Origin of the sequence: Pedobacter sp. GR22-10 (assembly GCF_026239715.1) — a bacterium.
Classification (GTDB): Bacteria; Bacteroidota; Bacteroidia; order Sphingobacteriales; family Sphingobacteriaceae; genus Pedobacter.
In genome coordinates this window covers 54,773-71,504 of the sequence record NZ_JAPIVR010000001.1, presented here as the reverse complement: position 1 = coordinate 71,504, position 16,732 = coordinate 54,773, and the positions used below count along the sequence as shown (strand labels likewise).

The window sequence follows — 16,732 nt, the reverse complement described above, 5'->3', positions numbered from 1 at the left end:
ATGACGCAAGTAGATGTACTTCTCGGCCTGCAATGGGGTGATGAAGGAAAGGGAAAAATCGTTGATGTACTCAGTCCAAAATATGATCTTATTGCCCGCTTTCAGGGTGGCCCGAATGCCGGACACACACTTGAATTTGATGGTAAAAAATTCGTTTTAAATACCATTCCATCAGGAATTTTTAATGAAAAAACCATGAACCTTATCGGTAATGGTGTAGTGATCGACCCAATCATTTTAAAAAGAGAGTTAGATAACTTAAAAAAAGCTGGTCATGACCCTGTTGCCGATGGCAAACTGGTAATTGCCCGTAAGGCACACTTAATTTTACCTACCCACCAGTTATTGGATGCCGCTAATGAGGCACGCATGGGTAAAAATAAGATCGGCTCAACACTTAAAGGAATTGGCCCGACTTATATGGATAAAACCGGCAGGAATGGTCTTCGTGTTGGCGATACTACACTTCCTGATTTTAAAGAGCGTTACAACAAATTAGTAGAAAAGCACACCGAAATTCTCTCCCATTACGAAGGTTTTGAATATGAACTGGCAGAAAAAGAAGCCTCATTCTTTGAAGCCATTGAATTTTTAAAATCAATCCCTCATGTAGATAGCGAACATTATGTTAACGGTTTCTTAAAAGAAGGAAAAGCTGTTTTAGCCGAAGGTGCGCAAGGAACTTTATTAGATGTTGACTTTGGGTCTTATCCTTTCGTAACGTCTAGTAACACTACTACAGCCGGTGCTTGTACAGGTTTAGGTATTGCACCGAACAAAGTTGGTGCTGTTTATGGTATTTTCAAGGCTTATTGTACCCGCGTTGGGGGTGGTCCATTCCCTACTGAATTGGACAATGAAGTTGGTGAAAATTTACGCGCTTTAGGTCATGAATTTGGTGCAACTACAGGTCGTGCCCGCCGTTGTGGCTGGATTGATTTGCCTGCATTAAAATATGCCATCATGTTAAACGGTGTAACCGAATTGATTATGATGAAAGCCGATGTGTTGGATACTTTCGAAACCATTTACGCCTGTACACATTACGAATACAATGGTGAAACGATTGACTATATGCCTTACGATATCATTTCCATCGAACCGAAACCAGTATTAAAAGCTATTGACGGATGGGCTACTGATGTCACTAAAATCACTTCAGTTGATGAAATTCCAGCGAAGCTAAACGATTATATTGCATTCTTAGAAAAAGAACTGGAGGTGCCAATCAAATTCCTTTCTGTAGGGCCAGATAGGGCACAGACTCTGGAATTACGCTAGATATTTTTCATAACTATACAGCAAAAGCAACCTTTTTCAGGTTGCTTTTGCTGTATATAACATTTTTTAGTTTTTAAGTAGCATTTATCTATCTTAGAACTCCCTGTCAATAACATACATCTCATCTATATAATTATTGTACTAAGTTTAATTTAGATAAAATGAGTGAACTTAAATTAGTTGAAGATAAGGCAGTACCTTACAAAGCCAAAGGATACAGCGATGAACGGATTGAAAAACGAATCCGCCATATTCTTGTTCGCGATGAACTCACTAACATATGGAAACAAGGAGGCGTTAAAAAAAGATAAAGAATATGCCATTTTAACCGCCGCAAAAGCAGGTGGCAATGTTGCGGGCAAAGCCCGAAAAGATTTAGCGCAATAATCAGGTAAAAAGATAGTGAGCAATCAAAGCTTTAAGGAGCTTAAATAAAAAAGGGATGAGAAACCTGGAATAGCTAAACAATAACCTTATACCGAATAAAAAAAGCATTATTGAAAACCATACAAAATATCTTTGATTTCAAACAAAAAGCATTACACTGGGCCAACCAGTTTGAAGTATGTTGCTTATTAGATTCAAATCAATACGCAGACCCCTACGGTAAATACGATTTTCTGATCGCTGCTGATGTTCAGGCTCAATTAAAATGTGCAAGCGGAACAGCATTTGAGCAACTCAAAATTTTCTATGAAAATCATAAAAAATGGAGCTTTGGCTTTTTGAGCTATGATCTTAAAAATGAAATAGAAGATCTTCAATCAAACCATGCTGATCATTTGAATTTTCCGGAATTATTTTTCTTTGTACCAAAATACCTGATTGCCCACAAAGATGGTAAAACAGAGATCTTGGTTGGAGATGACGCTATTTTAGAGGAGATAAATAATTTCAAGTTTGAAAATGAAATGCCTCCGAAGGTCATAGATATCCATTCAAAACTTTCAAAAAAGACATACATCGAAAAGGTGGAGGCTTTAAAAAACCATATTATCCGGGGCGATATTTATGAAGTTAATTTTTGCCAGGAGTTTTTTGCTGAAAATGCCGCAATTAACCCGTTGCAAACCTTTAGTTTACTAAATGAAGTTTCTCCTACCCCATTTGCCGGTTATTTTAAGATTGATCAACATTATATACTATCTGCTACGCCTGAACGTTTTGTGTGCAAGCGTGGTGCAAAACTCATTTCCCAACCTATTAAAGGGACGGCAAAAAGAAGTGCAAACCTGCTGGAAGACAAGCTGATTAAATCACAATTGAGAAATGATATCAAGGAGCAGTCTGAAAATGTAATGATTGTTGATTTGGTGCGTCACGACCTTACAAAATCAGCGGTAAGGGGATCAGTTAAAGTTGATGAATTGTTTGGAATCTATAGCTTTCCACAGGTTCACCAGATGATTTCTACCATCAGCTGCGATTTAAATTCAGATGTTTATTTTATTGATGCCATCAAAAATGCATTCCCAATGGGCTCTATGACAGGTGCACCAAAGGTAAAAGCCATGAGATTGATAGAGGAATACGAAGAAACCAAACGGGGAGTTTATTCAGGATCTTTTGGCTACATAAATCCGGCTGGAGATTTCGACTTCAATGTAATCATCAGAAGTATTCTTTACAATTCAGCGAATCAATATCTATCCTTTCAGGTAGGCGGAGCAATAACCTATGAATGTAATCCGGAAAAAGAATATGAAGAATGTATGCTTAAAGCCAGTGCAATGCTGAAGGTGTTTGGCGGTTAGGCCTGATTGGAGTATTATTAGAAAACAAAAAATGAGTCTTTGCCAGTCGTAATGTTTAGCTATGACTTAATTAATAATCAGGCCGACGACTATATAAAAAAGGTGGAAACTTCTACACAATGTAAGAACCTTCCACCTTTTATCTTTTATCTTTTATCTTTTATCTTCAACCCTACTTCTTATAGTACTGTTGTGCTTCAGGTAAATATTTTTGAATCTGAGCAATACGGGTTGCATCACTTGGGTGCGTACTTAAAAATTCTGCTGGTTTTTGTGCGCCTTCAGATGCAGCAGACATTCTATTCCAGAAACTGGTGGCATTCTGTGGATTGTATCCGGCCATCGCCATAAAAATCAAACCTAAACGATCCGCCTCCAGCTCCTGGTTACGACTGAATTTCAACATGGCTACCGGTGTACCCACACCATAAAGGGTATTGAAAATCGACTGTGTTTTAGGATTTTTAGATAAAGCTACCCCTGCTGCAGCACCAACGCCCTGAGCCACCATTTCCTGCGACATGCGTTCGGCCGAATGACCTGCAATAGCATGCGCAATTTCGTGCCCCATTACAGTTGCCAGCCCCGCGTCATCCTGTGTCACGGGTAAAATTCCGGTATACACCACAATTTTTCCTCCTGGCATACACCAGGCATTCTTCTCTTTGTTTTGAACTACGTTAACCTCCCACTGGTAATCTGCAATTAAATTTCCATAATTATTGCTGTTCATATAGGATTTTACCGCATTGATCAATTTGTTTCCAACAGTTTTAACTTTTAAAGCCTGCGCATTTGATGCAGGTAAAACAGTATTTTTATTTTCTGTTAAAAATGTATTATAGGCCTGAAATGCCATGGGCAACACCTGATCATTACTTACCAAATCAAATCGACTACGTCCGGTTAGCGGAACGGTTGAACATGAATTAAATAATAAAATACCAGCAACACCTGCCGTTAAAAATAACTTTTTCATAATGCGATTTTAGTTGATTGATAAACCCTTCGGGCACAACGGAGATTAAACATCATGCCAGCAAATAAGTTTTAATGAATGTGTTTTTGTTCATTAGTTTGCCTTTTTCCTAAACAAATACACCTTGGATTCTTTGCCCTTCAGCAACCTTTCGAGATTTTTTTGATGCGTAACCAGAATCAGCACACAAACCACCATGCCATAGAGCACTTCTGATTTTATGGAAACCTGAAACAGGAAGACAACACTGAGCGGAAATGTAAAACCCGCACAAATTGAACTTAATGAAACATATTTTGTTAACAATAACACAATCACAAAAACCAGAACGCAAAGCATAGATGCTTCAAAGTTAACTGCCAAAATCATTCCAAAAAGTGTAGCCACTCCTTTTCCTCCCCTGAAACCTGCAAAAACGGGAAATAAATGTCCCATTACCGCCGTTACACCCAGGGCAAGCTGATAATTTACAAACACTACTGAATTTTGTGGTCCGGTAACAGACATGCCTATAAGATAGGCTAAATTGGTAGCCGTATACCCTTTCGCAATATCAATGATCATTACGGCTATGCCCGCCTTTTTACCTAAAACCCTGAAGGTATTGGTTGCGCCCGCATTACCACTTCCATACTCTCTTACATCAATACCATAAAAGGCCTGACCGAGCCATACAGCTGTAGGTATAGACCCAAATAGATACGCGAACAATAAGGCGCTGAGCGAATAAACCGTAACCATAGCCTACAATGATACAAAAAATAAACTTTCAATTTTATAGCACATCAATTTAGTATGCTTTTAAGCTGATGTCCAGGCTTTTTACAGAATGTGTAAGTGCACCCATTGAGATAAAATCTACACCGCAAGCAGCATATGCTAACACATTTTCTTCTGTAATGCCGCCAGATGCCTCTGTTGTAAACCGCCCGTCGATTAATGCTACAGCTGCTTTCAATTCCTCAAAATTAAAATTATCAAGCATAATCCGATCTATACCTCCAATAGCCAATACCTGCGATAACTCATCCAGATTTCTTACTTCAATCTCTATTTGCAAAGCTTTTTGATGATCAGCTAAATATTTTTTAGTGGAATGAATGGCATTTGAAATTCCTCCTGCATAATCTACATGATTGTCTTTTATCAGGATCATATCGTACAAACCTATCCGGTGATTGACACCTCCGCCAATTCTTACTGCCCATTTCTCAAGGTAACGCAAACCCGGGGTTGTTTTACGCGTATCCAGAATTTTAGTCTTCGTATCTTTTAAAAGCGAAACGATATGATTTGTCTTGGTTGCAATGCCACTCATCCGTTGCATGCAGTTTAAAACCAAACGTTCTGCAACAAGAATAGAATGGGTACTTCCGGATACCGTTAAACCAATATCACCTACATTTACCTTGGCACCATCCTGTAACAACACCTTCACGTTTAAATCTGCATCAACAATTTTGAAGATCTCTACAGCCAATTCCATTCCTGCCAGAATCCCTTCCTCTTTGATAATGAGTTTTGCCTTTCCCTGAGTTCCTGCCGGAATGGTTGATAATGAGGTATGATCACCATCACCAATATCTTCAGCAAGTGCGTTTTTTATAAACTGATGTACAAGTAGAATATCCAAAGTATAGATTTTATGCAGCAAAAATAAGAATTATTTGTGAGCGGGCAATTTACAGATGGATTTAAAGCAACCGGATTGAGGAAAATATATAGATTGGAAATCTGAATTTCTGCTATTTCCAGATCTTAAGTCAGCTGATATGGAGGACTCTGACACCTAGTCTTTAGCAGGTTCAATTCTTAATTCGGTAATTAAAAAACTGTTGTTAAATTTCTTCATGGTGATGGATACCCTGAATGTTTCTTTTGAAGTATTTAAGATAACTACTCCGAAGCGATAGTTTGGACTATTGTTGATTTTATGAAAAACACTTGTTTTGACCGCAGGATGCTTAATGAAAAAATCTCTGAGAATTTGTTCACCCTGTGCTTTAGAATAGACATCTTCTTCATCAATAATAATTAATTCAATCGTTGAAGCGAAACTTTTCGCGATCTCTTTCGCATTGCCGGCTTTAAAATATGACGATAAATCATCAATAATATCGGCCTGGATGGCATTAGAACTATATAATGATGATAAACCAATAATAAATAAAAATAAGCTCCGGATCATTTCTGTATTTTATACAGAATGGTTAGCTAAAATTATGCCATTAGCTGATCAAAAAACAGATTTCTTAATTTGTATAACCTTCAATAAAGCTATATTTGCCATATGAATAGAATACTAAAACAGGTTTTACAATAAAATGTTTTGGTAATAATTATAATTTTGAATAAATATGGTAAATAATAAAAAACTCGCACTTATTATTTTAGATGGTTGGGGCTACGGACGTCAGGATAATGCTGATGCAGCATATGCTGCAAAAACACCCTTTTTCGATTCTTTATTACAGCACTATCCAAATTCGAAGCTGGAAGCATCCGGCGAAGCAGTAGGATTACCAGCCGGACAGATGGGGAACTCTGAAGTTGGACATATGAATTTAGGTGCAGGACGTGTGGTTTATCAGGAACTTGGCCGAATAAACAAAGCCATTACCGATAGAGAACTTCATGTTAATCCTGTTTTGCTTGACGCTTTTAATTATGCAAAGCAAAACAATAAGGCGGTTCATTTTATTGGTTTAGTTTCAAATGGCGGTGTACATGCGCACATTGAGCACCTGAAAGCGCTTTGTGATGCAGCAAATGAAGCCCATGTGGAAAAAACTTTTGTACATGCCTTTTTGGATGGAAGAGATACGGATCCGAACGCTGGCTTAGGCTTCATTACCGACTTGCAAAATCACCTTCAACACGGTAACGCAAAACTGGCTTCAATGGTTGGACGTTACTACGCCATGGATCGTGATAATCGCTGGGAACGTGTAAAACGTGCCTACGATGTAATGGTAAATGGCATTGGCGAAACCACACAGGATGCCTTGAACGCCATTCAAAATTCATATCAGAATGGCATAACAGATGAGTTTTTAAACCCGGTGGTACTTACCCAGGCCAATGGTGCACCCGTGGCTACCATTCAGCCTGATGATGTGGTGATCTGCTTTAATTTCCGTACAGACAGAGGACGTGAAATTACTACTGCATTAACACAAAAAGATTTTCCGGAGCAGCAGATGCATAAATTACCATTGTATTATGTCACCATGACCACATACGATGAAAGCTTTGAAAAAGTGAATGTCATGTTTACTAAAGATGACCTGACCAAAACCATTGGTGAGGTTTTAGCCCAAAATCATAAAAATCAGATCCGCATTGCAGAAACAGAAAAATATCCTCATGTTACCTTTTTCTTCTCAGGTGGAAGAGAAAACGAATTTGAAAATGAAAAACGTATTTTAATTCCTTCACCTAAAGTAGCCACCTACGATCTGCAACCAGAAATGAGTGCAGCCGGCATTACCGAGGCCATTACGGCAGAAATGGAAACCGGATGGGCAGATTTTATTTGCTTAAACTTTGCAAATCCGGATATGGTGGGCCATACCGGTGTTTTTGATGCAGTGGTAAAGGCTGTAGAAACTGCAGATCAATGTGCGGAAATAGTGGTAAAGAAAGGTTTAGAAAATGGTTATTCCTTTATTTTACTGGCAGATCATGGCAACTCTGAATTTATGGTTAATGGCGATGGATCTGCAAATACAGCCCACACGACTAACCTGGTTCCCTGTATCCTGATTGACCATGATTATAAAACCATTGCTGATGGAAAGCTCGGTGATATCGCGCCTACTGTGCTTAGGATTTTAGGTGTGGATATTCCTGCAGAAATGACTGGAAACGTTTTAGTATAATGATAAAAAACCTTTGTATACTGGTATTTGCTTTGGCATTTCTTTCGTGTAACCCACATGAAGAACCTAAAGCAAATACCGGATTACCCTATTTCGATTTAAAAGGTTACTTCGGAAAGGAGATCATGCGTTTAAAGAAGGCTAAACCTAAAGTCAATAAAACAGTTAGTATAAATGGCGTAGAAGAAAATAAATCCCTTCAGGTTAATGACTGGGATAAGGAACTGGCCATTTTTATAGATGCCGATATCAATAAAAATTCATGGAAAGGTAGCTTTAAGACTAACCGGAAAGATGACATAATCACCTACACATCTGACAATAAAAAAATCCCGGTAAAAAAGATTTCGGTAACGGAAAAGTCATCGAAAATTAGCAGAATTGAAATCATTATTAACCAAAAGAATATTTTATTTCAATCACAGGATACACTTACCTACCTCCCGGATCAGTTATATCAAATTAAAAAACAACAGAAAATAAGATTTCTTTCAACTAAAAATTACGCCGTAATAGCCAGTTTTAATCCATAAAAAAAGCAGATTAGAATCTGCTTTTTTTATGGATTTCCAATTCTATTTTAAACTGACGATCTGCGCTTTATCGTAAGCTACCCAATCGATAATGTCTTTCCTTAAAGGCTGCATGGTAAGCACTTTTTGAAAATCTGCAATAGAATTGTTAAATAATGCAACACAGGCTAGCTTTTCGGTGTTTTTCTTTACTTTATAGGATTTAAAAATTGCATAATCTTTATAGGCCAGTCCACGGTTCTGAAACATTTGTGTATCCTCATCCCCGTTAATTTCAATGGCTTTGGTAAAATCCTTAATGGCAGCTGTATAAAAATTTTCACGCATGGTATTTAATGATTCTTTCGGATCATTTGCGATGTTTAACCTGGCTTTTCCACGATAATAATAAGCAGACACTTCATTAGGCTTCATGGCCAACAAACGACTATAAGTAGCAATACACTTTTCATATTCTCCGTTTTGAAAATAAGAATAGCCCAGCATTTTTAAAACATTGGCATTATCGGGTGTTTTGGTATCGGCTTTTTCTAATTGTGTAACTGCAGTTTTATAATCGCCTTTCATCATGGCCTGCATGCTTTTCTCATAATTGTTCTGAGCAAAACTGGTGGTTGAAGAAAAAATGATTAAACCTAAAATCGCTTTTTTAAAATAGTTCATGTATGAATAATAATTTAGATGAATCCAGCACCTTCAGGGTGTTTTTTTTTTGCAATATAATCCTATTATGATAATTTAATAGTTTTTAATTTTCTTTATCTAAAAAACGGAAAGACGGAAAGCCCAGATATTAGCTTAAACGATCAATTAGAAGAAATATGATATTGACTTAAAATTATATTTCTCTGCCTTTTTAACATAAGATTAATATAGTTTTTACTTTGGCACAAGAGTTGAATTTATTATATTACTAACATAATTAAACAATGTGAATACGATTAAACTGCCAGTTTGTCGTGAGAGGAAAACGTGAAAATGAGTAAACAAGATATATTTGATTTCCATTCTGCTATGCCAATTATAAATGAGGATACCGAATTCTTCCCTTTAATGTCTCAACAAGATGAGGAGGAAATGAACAATGAGGATACGCCTGAAACATTGGCTATTTTACCCTTAAGGAATACTGTTTTGTTTCCGGGAGTGGTTATTCCCATTACAGTTGGGCGGGATAAATCCATTAAATTAATTAAAGAAGCTTATAAGGGAAATAAAATCATTGGTGTGGTTTCTCAAAAGGATGTTTCCATCGAAGATCCTACCTTTGAGCAACTTAACTCAGTAGGTACTGTGGCCAACATCATCAAATTGCTGCAGATGCCTGATGGCAACACCACTGTAATTATTCAGGGTAAACAGCGGTTCAGCTTAATTGAAGAAGTACAGAATGAGCCTTATATCAAAGCTGTTATTAAAAAATTTGAAGAGCAAAAACACAAGAGCGACAAAGAGTTCAAAACCTTAATTGCGTCTATACGCGAAATGTCGGCACAGATTATTCAGCTTTCTCCAAATATACCAAGTGAGGCCAGTATCGCGCTGAAAAACATTGAAAGCAATTCATTTCTGATCAATTTTATTTCGTCAAACATGAATGCCGAAATGGCCGACAAGCAAAAGATTCTGGAAATGAATAAATTGCTTGATCGCGCACAAAAAGTGATGGAATTGTTGATGGTAGAATTACAGATGCTGGAGTTGAGAAACCAGATTCAATCTAAAGTTCGTACCGATCTGGATAAACAACAACGTGATTATTTCCTGAACCAGCAATTAAAAACCATACAGGAAGAATTAGGCGGCAACTCTGCCGACCTGGAATTTGATGCCTTACAGGAGAAAGCAAAACTGAAAAAATGGTCGAAAGAAGTTAATGCGCATTTTGATAAGGAACTGGATAAATTAGGCCGAATGAACCCGGCTGCACCAGATTATTCTGTACAGTTGAATTATCTTGAATTACTTTTGGATTTACCATGGCGTGAGTTTACCAAAGATAATTTCGATTTAAAAAGAGCGCAACGTATTTTAGATAAAGACCACTTTGGCCTTGAAAAAGTAAAACAACGTATCATAGAATATCTTGCCGTGCTTAAACTTAAGCGCGACATGAAAGCACCTATTCTTTGTTTAGTGGGGCCTCCGGGAGTAGGTAAAACTTCTCTGGGGAAATCAATTGCAAAAGCTTTAGGCCGCAAGTATGTCAGAATGGCCCTTGGTGGAATCAGGGATGAAGCAGAAATCCGCGGTCACCGTAAAACATACATTGGTGCCATGCCCGGACGGATCATTTCATCAATTAAAAAAGCCGGTGCTGATAATCCCGTATTTGTTTTAGATGAGATAGATAAGGTTGGAACCGATCACCGTGGCGACCCATCTTCGGCCCTCTTAGAGGTACTTGATCCGGAGCAAAACAATGCTTTTTATGACCACTATGTAGAGATGGATTACGATCTATCTAATATATTGTTCATTGCTACCGCCAACTCGCTTAGTACCATTCAGCCTGCTTTACTGGATCGTATGGAAATTATTGAAGTTAACGGTTATACCATTGAAGAAAAAATAGAGATTGCCAAGAAATACCTGCTTCCTAAGCAGAAAGAAAATCACGGTTTAGAGAATAAGCATATTACCCTTAAACCAGCACTGATTGAAAAGGTAATTGAAGATTATACCCGTGAATCTGGTGTGAGGGGATTGGAAAAAAGAATAGGCTCTCTGGTTCGTGGTGTGGCTACAAAGGTGGCTATGGAAGAAGAATACAGTGCAACTTTAACAAATGAAGATGTTGAACGCATACTAGGTGCACCAATTTACGATAAAGATTTATACGAAGGCAATGAAGTAGCCGGTGTGGTTACCGGTCTGGCCTGGACAAGTGTTGGTGGCGATATTTTATTTATCGAATCCAGCTTAAGCCCCGGAAAAGGAAAATTAACCTTAACCGGTAATCTGGGTGATGTGATGAAAGAATCTGCTGTAATTGCATTGGCTTACTTACGTGCTCATGCTGCAGAATTTGGAATCGATTATACCTTATTTGATAATTGGGATGTTCACGTACACGTACCTGCCGGCGCGACACCAAAGGATGGTCCATCTGCTGGTGTGACCATGTTAACGGCCTTAACCTCTGTCTTTACGCAGCGAAAAGTAAAACAACATTTAGCCATGACCGGTGAAATTACCCTCCGTGGTAAAGTGCTGCCTGTGGGTGGAATCAAAGAAAAAATCCTGGCAGCCAAAAGGGCCAATATTAAGGAGATTATCCTTTGTAAAAGTAACCGCAAGGATATTTTAGAGATTAAGGAAAGCTACATCAAAGACCTTACCTTTCATTACGTAAATGAAATGAGTGAAGTCATAGATTTGGCTTTAACTAAAAATAAAGTTAAAAAACCTTTGGATCTGAGTATTAAAGCCGCACCTATTGTAAATTAAATGGGAAATCTTTGGGGTGACCTTTCGAAAATCCAATAACAATAAATACATTTATGGCCCGGATAATCATCCGGGCTTTTTTATGAAATCAATTTTCACCACAGCTATTTTTTGCTTCATCTGCATGACAGGATTTGCGCAGTCATTTAAAAACGAATTTGGTTTTAAAACCGAAAATGATGCTTACCTGGCCACCTTAAATGACCGGTACTATACCAATGGCTTATTTATTTATTTCCGCAGAGCCATAGATTCAACAAATTTTTCAGATAAAATAGAAAAGAAAACCTATGAAATTTCTGCTGGTCAGAAAATGTATACCCCATACTGGGGTCAGGTGGCGAAAAAAGAAGATCAGGACAGACCCTTTGCCGGCTATTTATATGCTGGTGCAGCTTATTCCATATTCTACAAAAATGAAAGTGTATTGAAAACCAGCATAGAAATCGGAACTGTTGGACCAAATTCACTGGCACAGGATGCCCAGAAGTTTTTGCATAAAACTGTTGGCTTTTATACACCTGCAGGATGGGAATACCAGATTAAAAATGAATTTGCTGTAAATTTAGGCGCAAATTATAGCAAATTACTTTTCAGGCCTGAAGATCCGATTATTGATATTAGCGGACAGGGTTATGCAAACCTTGGTACTACATTTTCCGGTTTGGGTGCTTCCGTATTATTCAGGGCTGGAAAATTAAATCAACTATTTAACAGTGCCTACCATCATGCAGTAATTGGAAATTCGAAAACAAAGCGCTTAAACAAATCTGAGCTTTTCCTTTATGTAAAACCACAGCTTAACTTTGTGGCTTATGATGCGACTATCCAGGGAAGCTTATTTAATAACAATAGCCCGGTTACATTTGACGTAAAACCCATTGTTTTCGAACAGCAGTTTGGTGTGAACTACAGTTCAAAAAGATTTACCGCAGATTTTAATGTTATTTTTAAAACAAAGGAAGTTAAAAGTGTTGCCAAAGCACAGAATTATGGCGGATTAAGTTTGTATTATAGGTTTGGGAAGTAAATTGCTTACCTGTTAAATTGCATTACTGCTTTACAATACCGTAATATTTAATTAGGTTCTATTCCCCCTTTAGGAGCCTGGGAGGTTTTCTGTTTTTCTTTCTATCCGAATGAACGGCTTTATTTTTCAATCTATTCTCTACCACACCTTTCGGAATTTTTGTTGGCTTTCTTTTTTTTTGCACATGAAGCGATTTTTTAAGGAGTTCAATCAGTTTGGCAATAGTTTTTTCCTTGTTCAAAAGCTGACTTCTATCTTCCTGAGCTATAATATGAAGCAAGCCTTCACTATCTATTCTATTTTCCAGGCGAGATTTTAGCAGCGTTTTCTCTTCATCACTTAAATATTCGTTTGCTGATAAATCGAAGATCAACTCAACTTTACTGGAAACTTTATTTACATTTTGCCCACCTTTACCCCCACTTCTGGAGGTTTTGAAGGTTACTGATTTTAAAATTTCTGCTCTGGTGGGTAACATTTTACAAAAGTAAAAAGAATCGTCGGCTAAAAAAAGTTAGTAAGTCGATCGGCTTTTTTTACCTTTGTAGCAGAATGAAAAAGAACCTGGTTATAGCTATTGATGGCTATTCATCTTGCGGAAAAAGCACACTGGCAAAGGCCTTAGCTAAAAAATTAGGCTTTATATATGTAGACAGTGGTGCAATGTACCGCGCAGTTACCTTATATTTTTTACGGAATCATATTGATGTGCGTGATGATCATGCTGTTGCAGATGCCCTACAACACATAGAATTAAATTTTCATTCAAGGGATTATGAATCACACATCACTTTAAATGGGGAAGAAGTTTCTGATGAGATACGTTTAATGCCTGTTTCCCAAAATGTGAGTGAAGTATCTGCCCACAAAACGGTACGCCATGAAATGGTGAAACAGCAACAGCGCATGGGGAAATCAAAAAGTATTGTAATGGATGGCCGCGATATCGGCACCACTGTTTTCCCAAATTCCCCGTTAAAGTTTTTCATGACAGCTGATCCGAAAATCCGGGCAGAACGCAGGTTTAAAGAGCTGGAGAGCAAGGGTAATAACCTCACCACACTGGAGGAAGTTTTTGAAAACCTGGCCCATCGCGATTATGCAGATACCACCCGTAAAGAAAGCCCTTTGGTTCGTGCTGATGATGCTATTATTTTAGACAATACCAATTTAACACAAGACGAGCAGCTGGCTTTCGCCATAGGAAAAGTAGAACCTTTGCTGGATCGGTAAGGCGGAGAAGTGGATTCGTTGTCCAGATGCTGAAGCTGATTAGGATTTAGCGGTGTAGCACTTAATGCTTTTCAAATAATCGTTTACCGGTACCAGCAACGCTGAACTGAAATTGCCAGGTGAACACTATTTCCCGGAGAATAAAAAAATTCATATTTTTAGCAGCTAACCACTAAGCCGCTATGAAATTAAAATATTCCCCGCTCCTGTTTCTTTTTTTTATTTGTTTAAATTTTAATGTCCTGGCGCAAAAAGGCTGGATTAATCTTTTCAACGGAAAAGATTTGAAAGACTGGAACATTAAAATTGCCAAACACAATTATCAGGATAATTACGCCAATACCTTTCGGGTCGAAAATGGCTTAATGAAAGTGAGTTATGATGGTTACCAGGAATTTGACCAGCAATATGGCCATATCTTTTACAAAAAGCCTTTTTCAGCCTATTTATTAAAGGTAACCTATCGGTTTGTAGGCAAACAGGCCAAGGGTGGTGAAGGTTGGGCACTGCGCAATAGTGGCGCTATGCTGCACTGTCAGGATCCGGCAACGATGCTGAAAGATCAGGACTTCCCTATTTCTATTGAAGCACAAATTTTAGGTGGCGATGGAGAACATTTACGGCATACCAGTAATGTCTGCACCCCCGGTACGCTAATCAATTATCAGGGTAAACTTTTTACCGATCATTGTCTGGATTCAAAGTCGAAAACTTATTCCGGAGAACAGTGGGTTACTGCAGAATTTCTGGTTCTTGGAGATTCTGTCATTAAACACATCATCAATAAAGAAGTGGTATTGGAATATACCAAGCCCCAAATTGGCGGTGATAATGTTTCCAATTACGATCCCAAAGTAAAAATTGATGGCACCCCTTTAAAATCCGGCTATATCTCGCTTCAAAGTGAAAGTCATCCCATTGAATTTAAAACCGTTAAACTTTTTGACCTGAAACCTTACCTGAAAAACAAAACAAAACTTGATCAGGTAATTAATCAACTGTTGGAAAAGTAAGGTTAATTATCTATTGCTATAATAAGCATCATAAAACTTAAATTCCGATAGATAAATGATACGCCTACCCCATTCTTTCATCAAAAATTTTATACCTGTTATATTTTTATTTATAACGACAATTGCTTTCGGACAAAAAGCTTATACCGTAGCAGAACTTCCAGATCCTAAAAAACATGGCGGAGGCTGGGTCAGTGATCCCGATCAGATTTTAACACCTGACGATATTTTACAGATTAACAGCACGATCTCTACATTCGAAAGCAAAACGAATGTTCAGGTAGCTATTGTCATCGTGAAAGATTTTGACCACAATCAGGAAGATTTCGATTTTGCTTACCACCTCTTTAACACATGGGGAATCGGATCAAAAACCAGCAATAATGGTTTACTTTTATTTATAGCTAAAGACCGCCGCAAGTACCGGTTTATCACCGGAACGGGGATTGAAGGTGTTCTACCCGACGTAAAGCTTAAACACCTGGCAGAACAAAATTTAATTCCGGCTTTCAGGGAGAATAATTTCGGCACCGGCATTATCAATACCATTGATGCTATTGGCATAATTATTTTAAATCCAGATAACCACGCAGAACTAAATCAATTTTTCACACAAAAGGACAGCAATAGTTCATTAGAGAACTTTTGGATTCCCATGTCGCTCATCATTTTAGGCTTTTGGGCTGTTTTTAAAATTGTAAATAAGCAGTCTAATAAGGAAAAGAAATCAAAATCTTCAAAACAGGAAAGTTATGATCCTGCGCTTATTAAAGGCTGTGCCGGCTTTATTTTTTTTGGTTTCCTTTTAGTATTCGCCATAGTATTTTTCGGAGGGTTCGATCTTATTGAAAAAATAAAACTAGCCCAAATACCTATTATTGCTTTTATTATTTTATCCATCATGCTTTTCTTCAGGTATTTGTTTTTCATTGCCTCCATCAGAAATCAACACCAGGACGATAAAAATTTCTTTAATGCAGTTAAGGCTTTTCATCAGAAAAACTGGTGGCTAATCTTTTTTTCTCCGTTCATCATCTTTGCGATTATCAGGCACCTGATCAAGAGAGCTAAAACTAATGATCGTTTTAAGCCTGTGTTAGATAGCAAAAACGACGAGATGATACGTGTTGATAGGGATATTAACATAGAGGGAAGTCCTTATTTAACACCAGGGCAACGTAAAGAAGAAGTGGAGAAAGTATACGATTACGACATTTGGGAAAATACCGAGAAAACAGAGCATGTTATTAAAAAATGGCCTGCTGAAAAATTCGACGATTATTTGGAGTGCCCGGCCTGTGGATTTAAAACCTACAAATTAAATAAAAAAATCACAACCAAATCTGCAACCTATAGCCATGAAGGACAAGCCAAAATCATTAATGAGTGCAGCTTCTGCAAAAAAACTGAGTTTATCAGATGGATCACACTGCCCATGTTGGTTAAGTCAAGCAGCTCATCATCGGGTTCATCTTCATCAGGCAGCAGTTCTTCATCGTCCTCTTCAAGTAGCTGGGGCGGTGGCAGCAGTAGCGGTGGCGGCACCGGAGGAAGCTGGTAAAGGCTTACTTTTAGATT

At 37.9% G+C, this 16,732-nt stretch carries 16 protein-coding genes; 10 read left to right on the top strand and 6 right to left on the bottom strand.

Translation table 11 applies throughout. The features are described from left to right. From OQX64_RS00255 to OQX64_RS00245, 3 genes are all read left to right on the top strand, one after another. Positions 1-1,281, top strand: a complete 1,281-nt coding sequence (locus OQX64_RS00255; protein ID WP_088300954.1) for an adenylosuccinate synthase — start codon at positions 1-3, stop codon at positions 1,279-1,281. A gap of 264 nt (positions 1,282-1,545) precedes the next feature. Further along, complete coding sequence (locus OQX64_RS00250) at positions 1,546-1,668, top strand: hypothetical protein (RefSeq protein ID WP_265816980.1); 123 nt, start codon at positions 1,546-1,548, stop codon at positions 1,666-1,668. 110 nt (positions 1,669-1,778) lie between these two features. Further along, positions 1,779-3,035 carry an anthranilate synthase component I family protein gene (locus OQX64_RS00245; protein WP_265816978.1) on the top strand — a complete coding sequence of 419 codons (1,257 nt, stop codon included), beginning with the start codon at positions 1,779-1,781 and terminating at the stop codon, positions 3,033-3,035. Positions 3,036-3,207: 172 nt separating this feature from the next. Here the strand turns inward: OQX64_RS00245 and OQX64_RS00240 are convergent, their stop codons facing one another. The 4 genes from OQX64_RS00240 to OQX64_RS00225 all read right to left on the bottom strand — a co-directional run bounded on the left by OQX64_RS00240 (position 3,208) and on the right by OQX64_RS00225 (position 6,202). Then, positions 3,208-4,014: a M48 family metallopeptidase gene (locus OQX64_RS00240; RefSeq protein WP_088300956.1), complete on the bottom strand. Its 807-nt coding sequence runs from the start codon at positions 4,012-4,014 to the stop codon at positions 3,208-3,210. A gap of 93 nt (positions 4,015-4,107) precedes the next feature. Next, positions 4,108-4,755 carry a glycerol-3-phosphate 1-O-acyltransferase PlsY gene (gene plsY / locus OQX64_RS00235; RefSeq protein WP_088300957.1) on the bottom strand — a complete coding sequence of 216 codons (648 nt, stop codon included), beginning with the start codon at positions 4,753-4,755 and terminating at the stop codon, positions 4,108-4,110. A 49-nt stretch (positions 4,756-4,804) separates the two neighbouring features. Then, on the bottom strand, positions 4,805-5,647 hold the full coding sequence (gene nadC, locus OQX64_RS00230) for a carboxylating nicotinate-nucleotide diphosphorylase (RefSeq protein WP_265816975.1): 843 nt from the start codon (positions 5,645-5,647) through the stop codon (positions 4,805-4,807). A 156-nt stretch (positions 5,648-5,803) separates the two neighbouring features. Next, on the bottom strand, positions 5,804-6,202 hold the full coding sequence (locus OQX64_RS00225; RefSeq protein WP_088300959.1) for a DUF4783 domain-containing protein: 399 nt from the start codon (positions 6,200-6,202) through the stop codon (positions 5,804-5,806). A 169-nt stretch (positions 6,203-6,371) separates the two neighbouring features. On the opposite strand from OQX64_RS00225, the gene gpmI reads away from it, so the two are divergent. Together gpmI and OQX64_RS00215 are read left to right on the top strand one after the other, a co-directional pair. Continuing rightward, positions 6,372-7,895: a 2,3-bisphosphoglycerate-independent phosphoglycerate mutase gene (gene gpmI, locus OQX64_RS00220; protein ID WP_088300960.1), complete on the top strand. Its 1,524-nt coding sequence runs from the start codon at positions 6,372-6,374 to the stop codon at positions 7,893-7,895. Continuing rightward, positions 7,895-8,428 carry a hypothetical protein gene (locus OQX64_RS00215; RefSeq protein WP_265816972.1) on the top strand — a complete coding sequence of 178 codons (534 nt, stop codon included), beginning with the start codon at positions 7,895-7,897 and terminating at the stop codon, positions 8,426-8,428. The genes gpmI and OQX64_RS00215 overlap by 1 nt, the downstream gene beginning before the upstream one ends. A gap of 42 nt (positions 8,429-8,470) precedes the next feature. On the opposite strand, the gene OQX64_RS00210 is transcribed toward OQX64_RS00215, so the two are convergent. Next, positions 8,471-9,091, bottom strand: a complete 621-nt coding sequence (locus OQX64_RS00210; protein WP_265816971.1) for a tetratricopeptide repeat protein — start codon at positions 9,089-9,091, stop codon at positions 8,471-8,473. Between the two features lie 315 nt (positions 9,092-9,406). Here OQX64_RS00210 and lon point away from each other — a divergent pair, with 315 nt between their 5' ends. Both lon and OQX64_RS00200 read left to right on the top strand, forming a co-directional pair. Then, positions 9,407-11,878 carry an endopeptidase La gene (gene lon, locus OQX64_RS00205; RefSeq protein ID WP_088300963.1) on the top strand — a complete coding sequence of 824 codons (2,472 nt, stop codon included), beginning with the start codon at positions 9,407-9,409 and terminating at the stop codon, positions 11,876-11,878. 82 nt (positions 11,879-11,960) lie between these two features. Then, positions 11,961-12,908 (top strand): lipid A deacylase LpxR family protein, encoded by a 948-nt coding sequence (locus tag OQX64_RS00200; RefSeq protein ID WP_265816968.1) that lies wholly within the window; start codon positions 11,961-11,963, stop codon positions 12,906-12,908. 58 nt (positions 12,909-12,966) lie between these two features. On the opposite strand, the gene arfB is transcribed toward OQX64_RS00200, so the two are convergent. Beyond that, a complete protein-coding gene (gene arfB, locus OQX64_RS00195) occupies positions 12,967-13,386 on the bottom strand; it encodes an alternative ribosome rescue aminoacyl-tRNA hydrolase ArfB (protein ID WP_088300964.1) in 420 nt (139 codons plus the stop codon). A gap of 74 nt (positions 13,387-13,460) precedes the next feature. On the opposite strand from arfB, the gene cmk reads away from it, so the two are divergent. The 3 genes from cmk (at position 13,461) to OQX64_RS00180 (ending at position 16,715) form a co-directional block, all read left to right on the top strand. Next, a complete protein-coding gene (gene cmk / locus OQX64_RS00190) occupies positions 13,461-14,141 on the top strand; it encodes a (d)CMP kinase (RefSeq protein WP_265816967.1) in 681 nt (226 codons plus the stop codon). Positions 14,142-14,323: 182 nt separating this feature from the next. Continuing rightward, a complete protein-coding gene (locus OQX64_RS00185) occupies positions 14,324-15,154 on the top strand; it encodes a 3-keto-disaccharide hydrolase (protein WP_265816966.1) in 831 nt (276 codons plus the stop codon). Positions 15,155-15,209: 55 nt separating this feature from the next. After that, positions 15,210-16,715, top strand: a complete 1,506-nt coding sequence (locus OQX64_RS00180) for a TPM domain-containing protein (protein WP_265816965.1) — start codon at positions 15,210-15,212, stop codon at positions 16,713-16,715. Positions 16,716-16,732 lie beyond the last annotated feature (17 nt).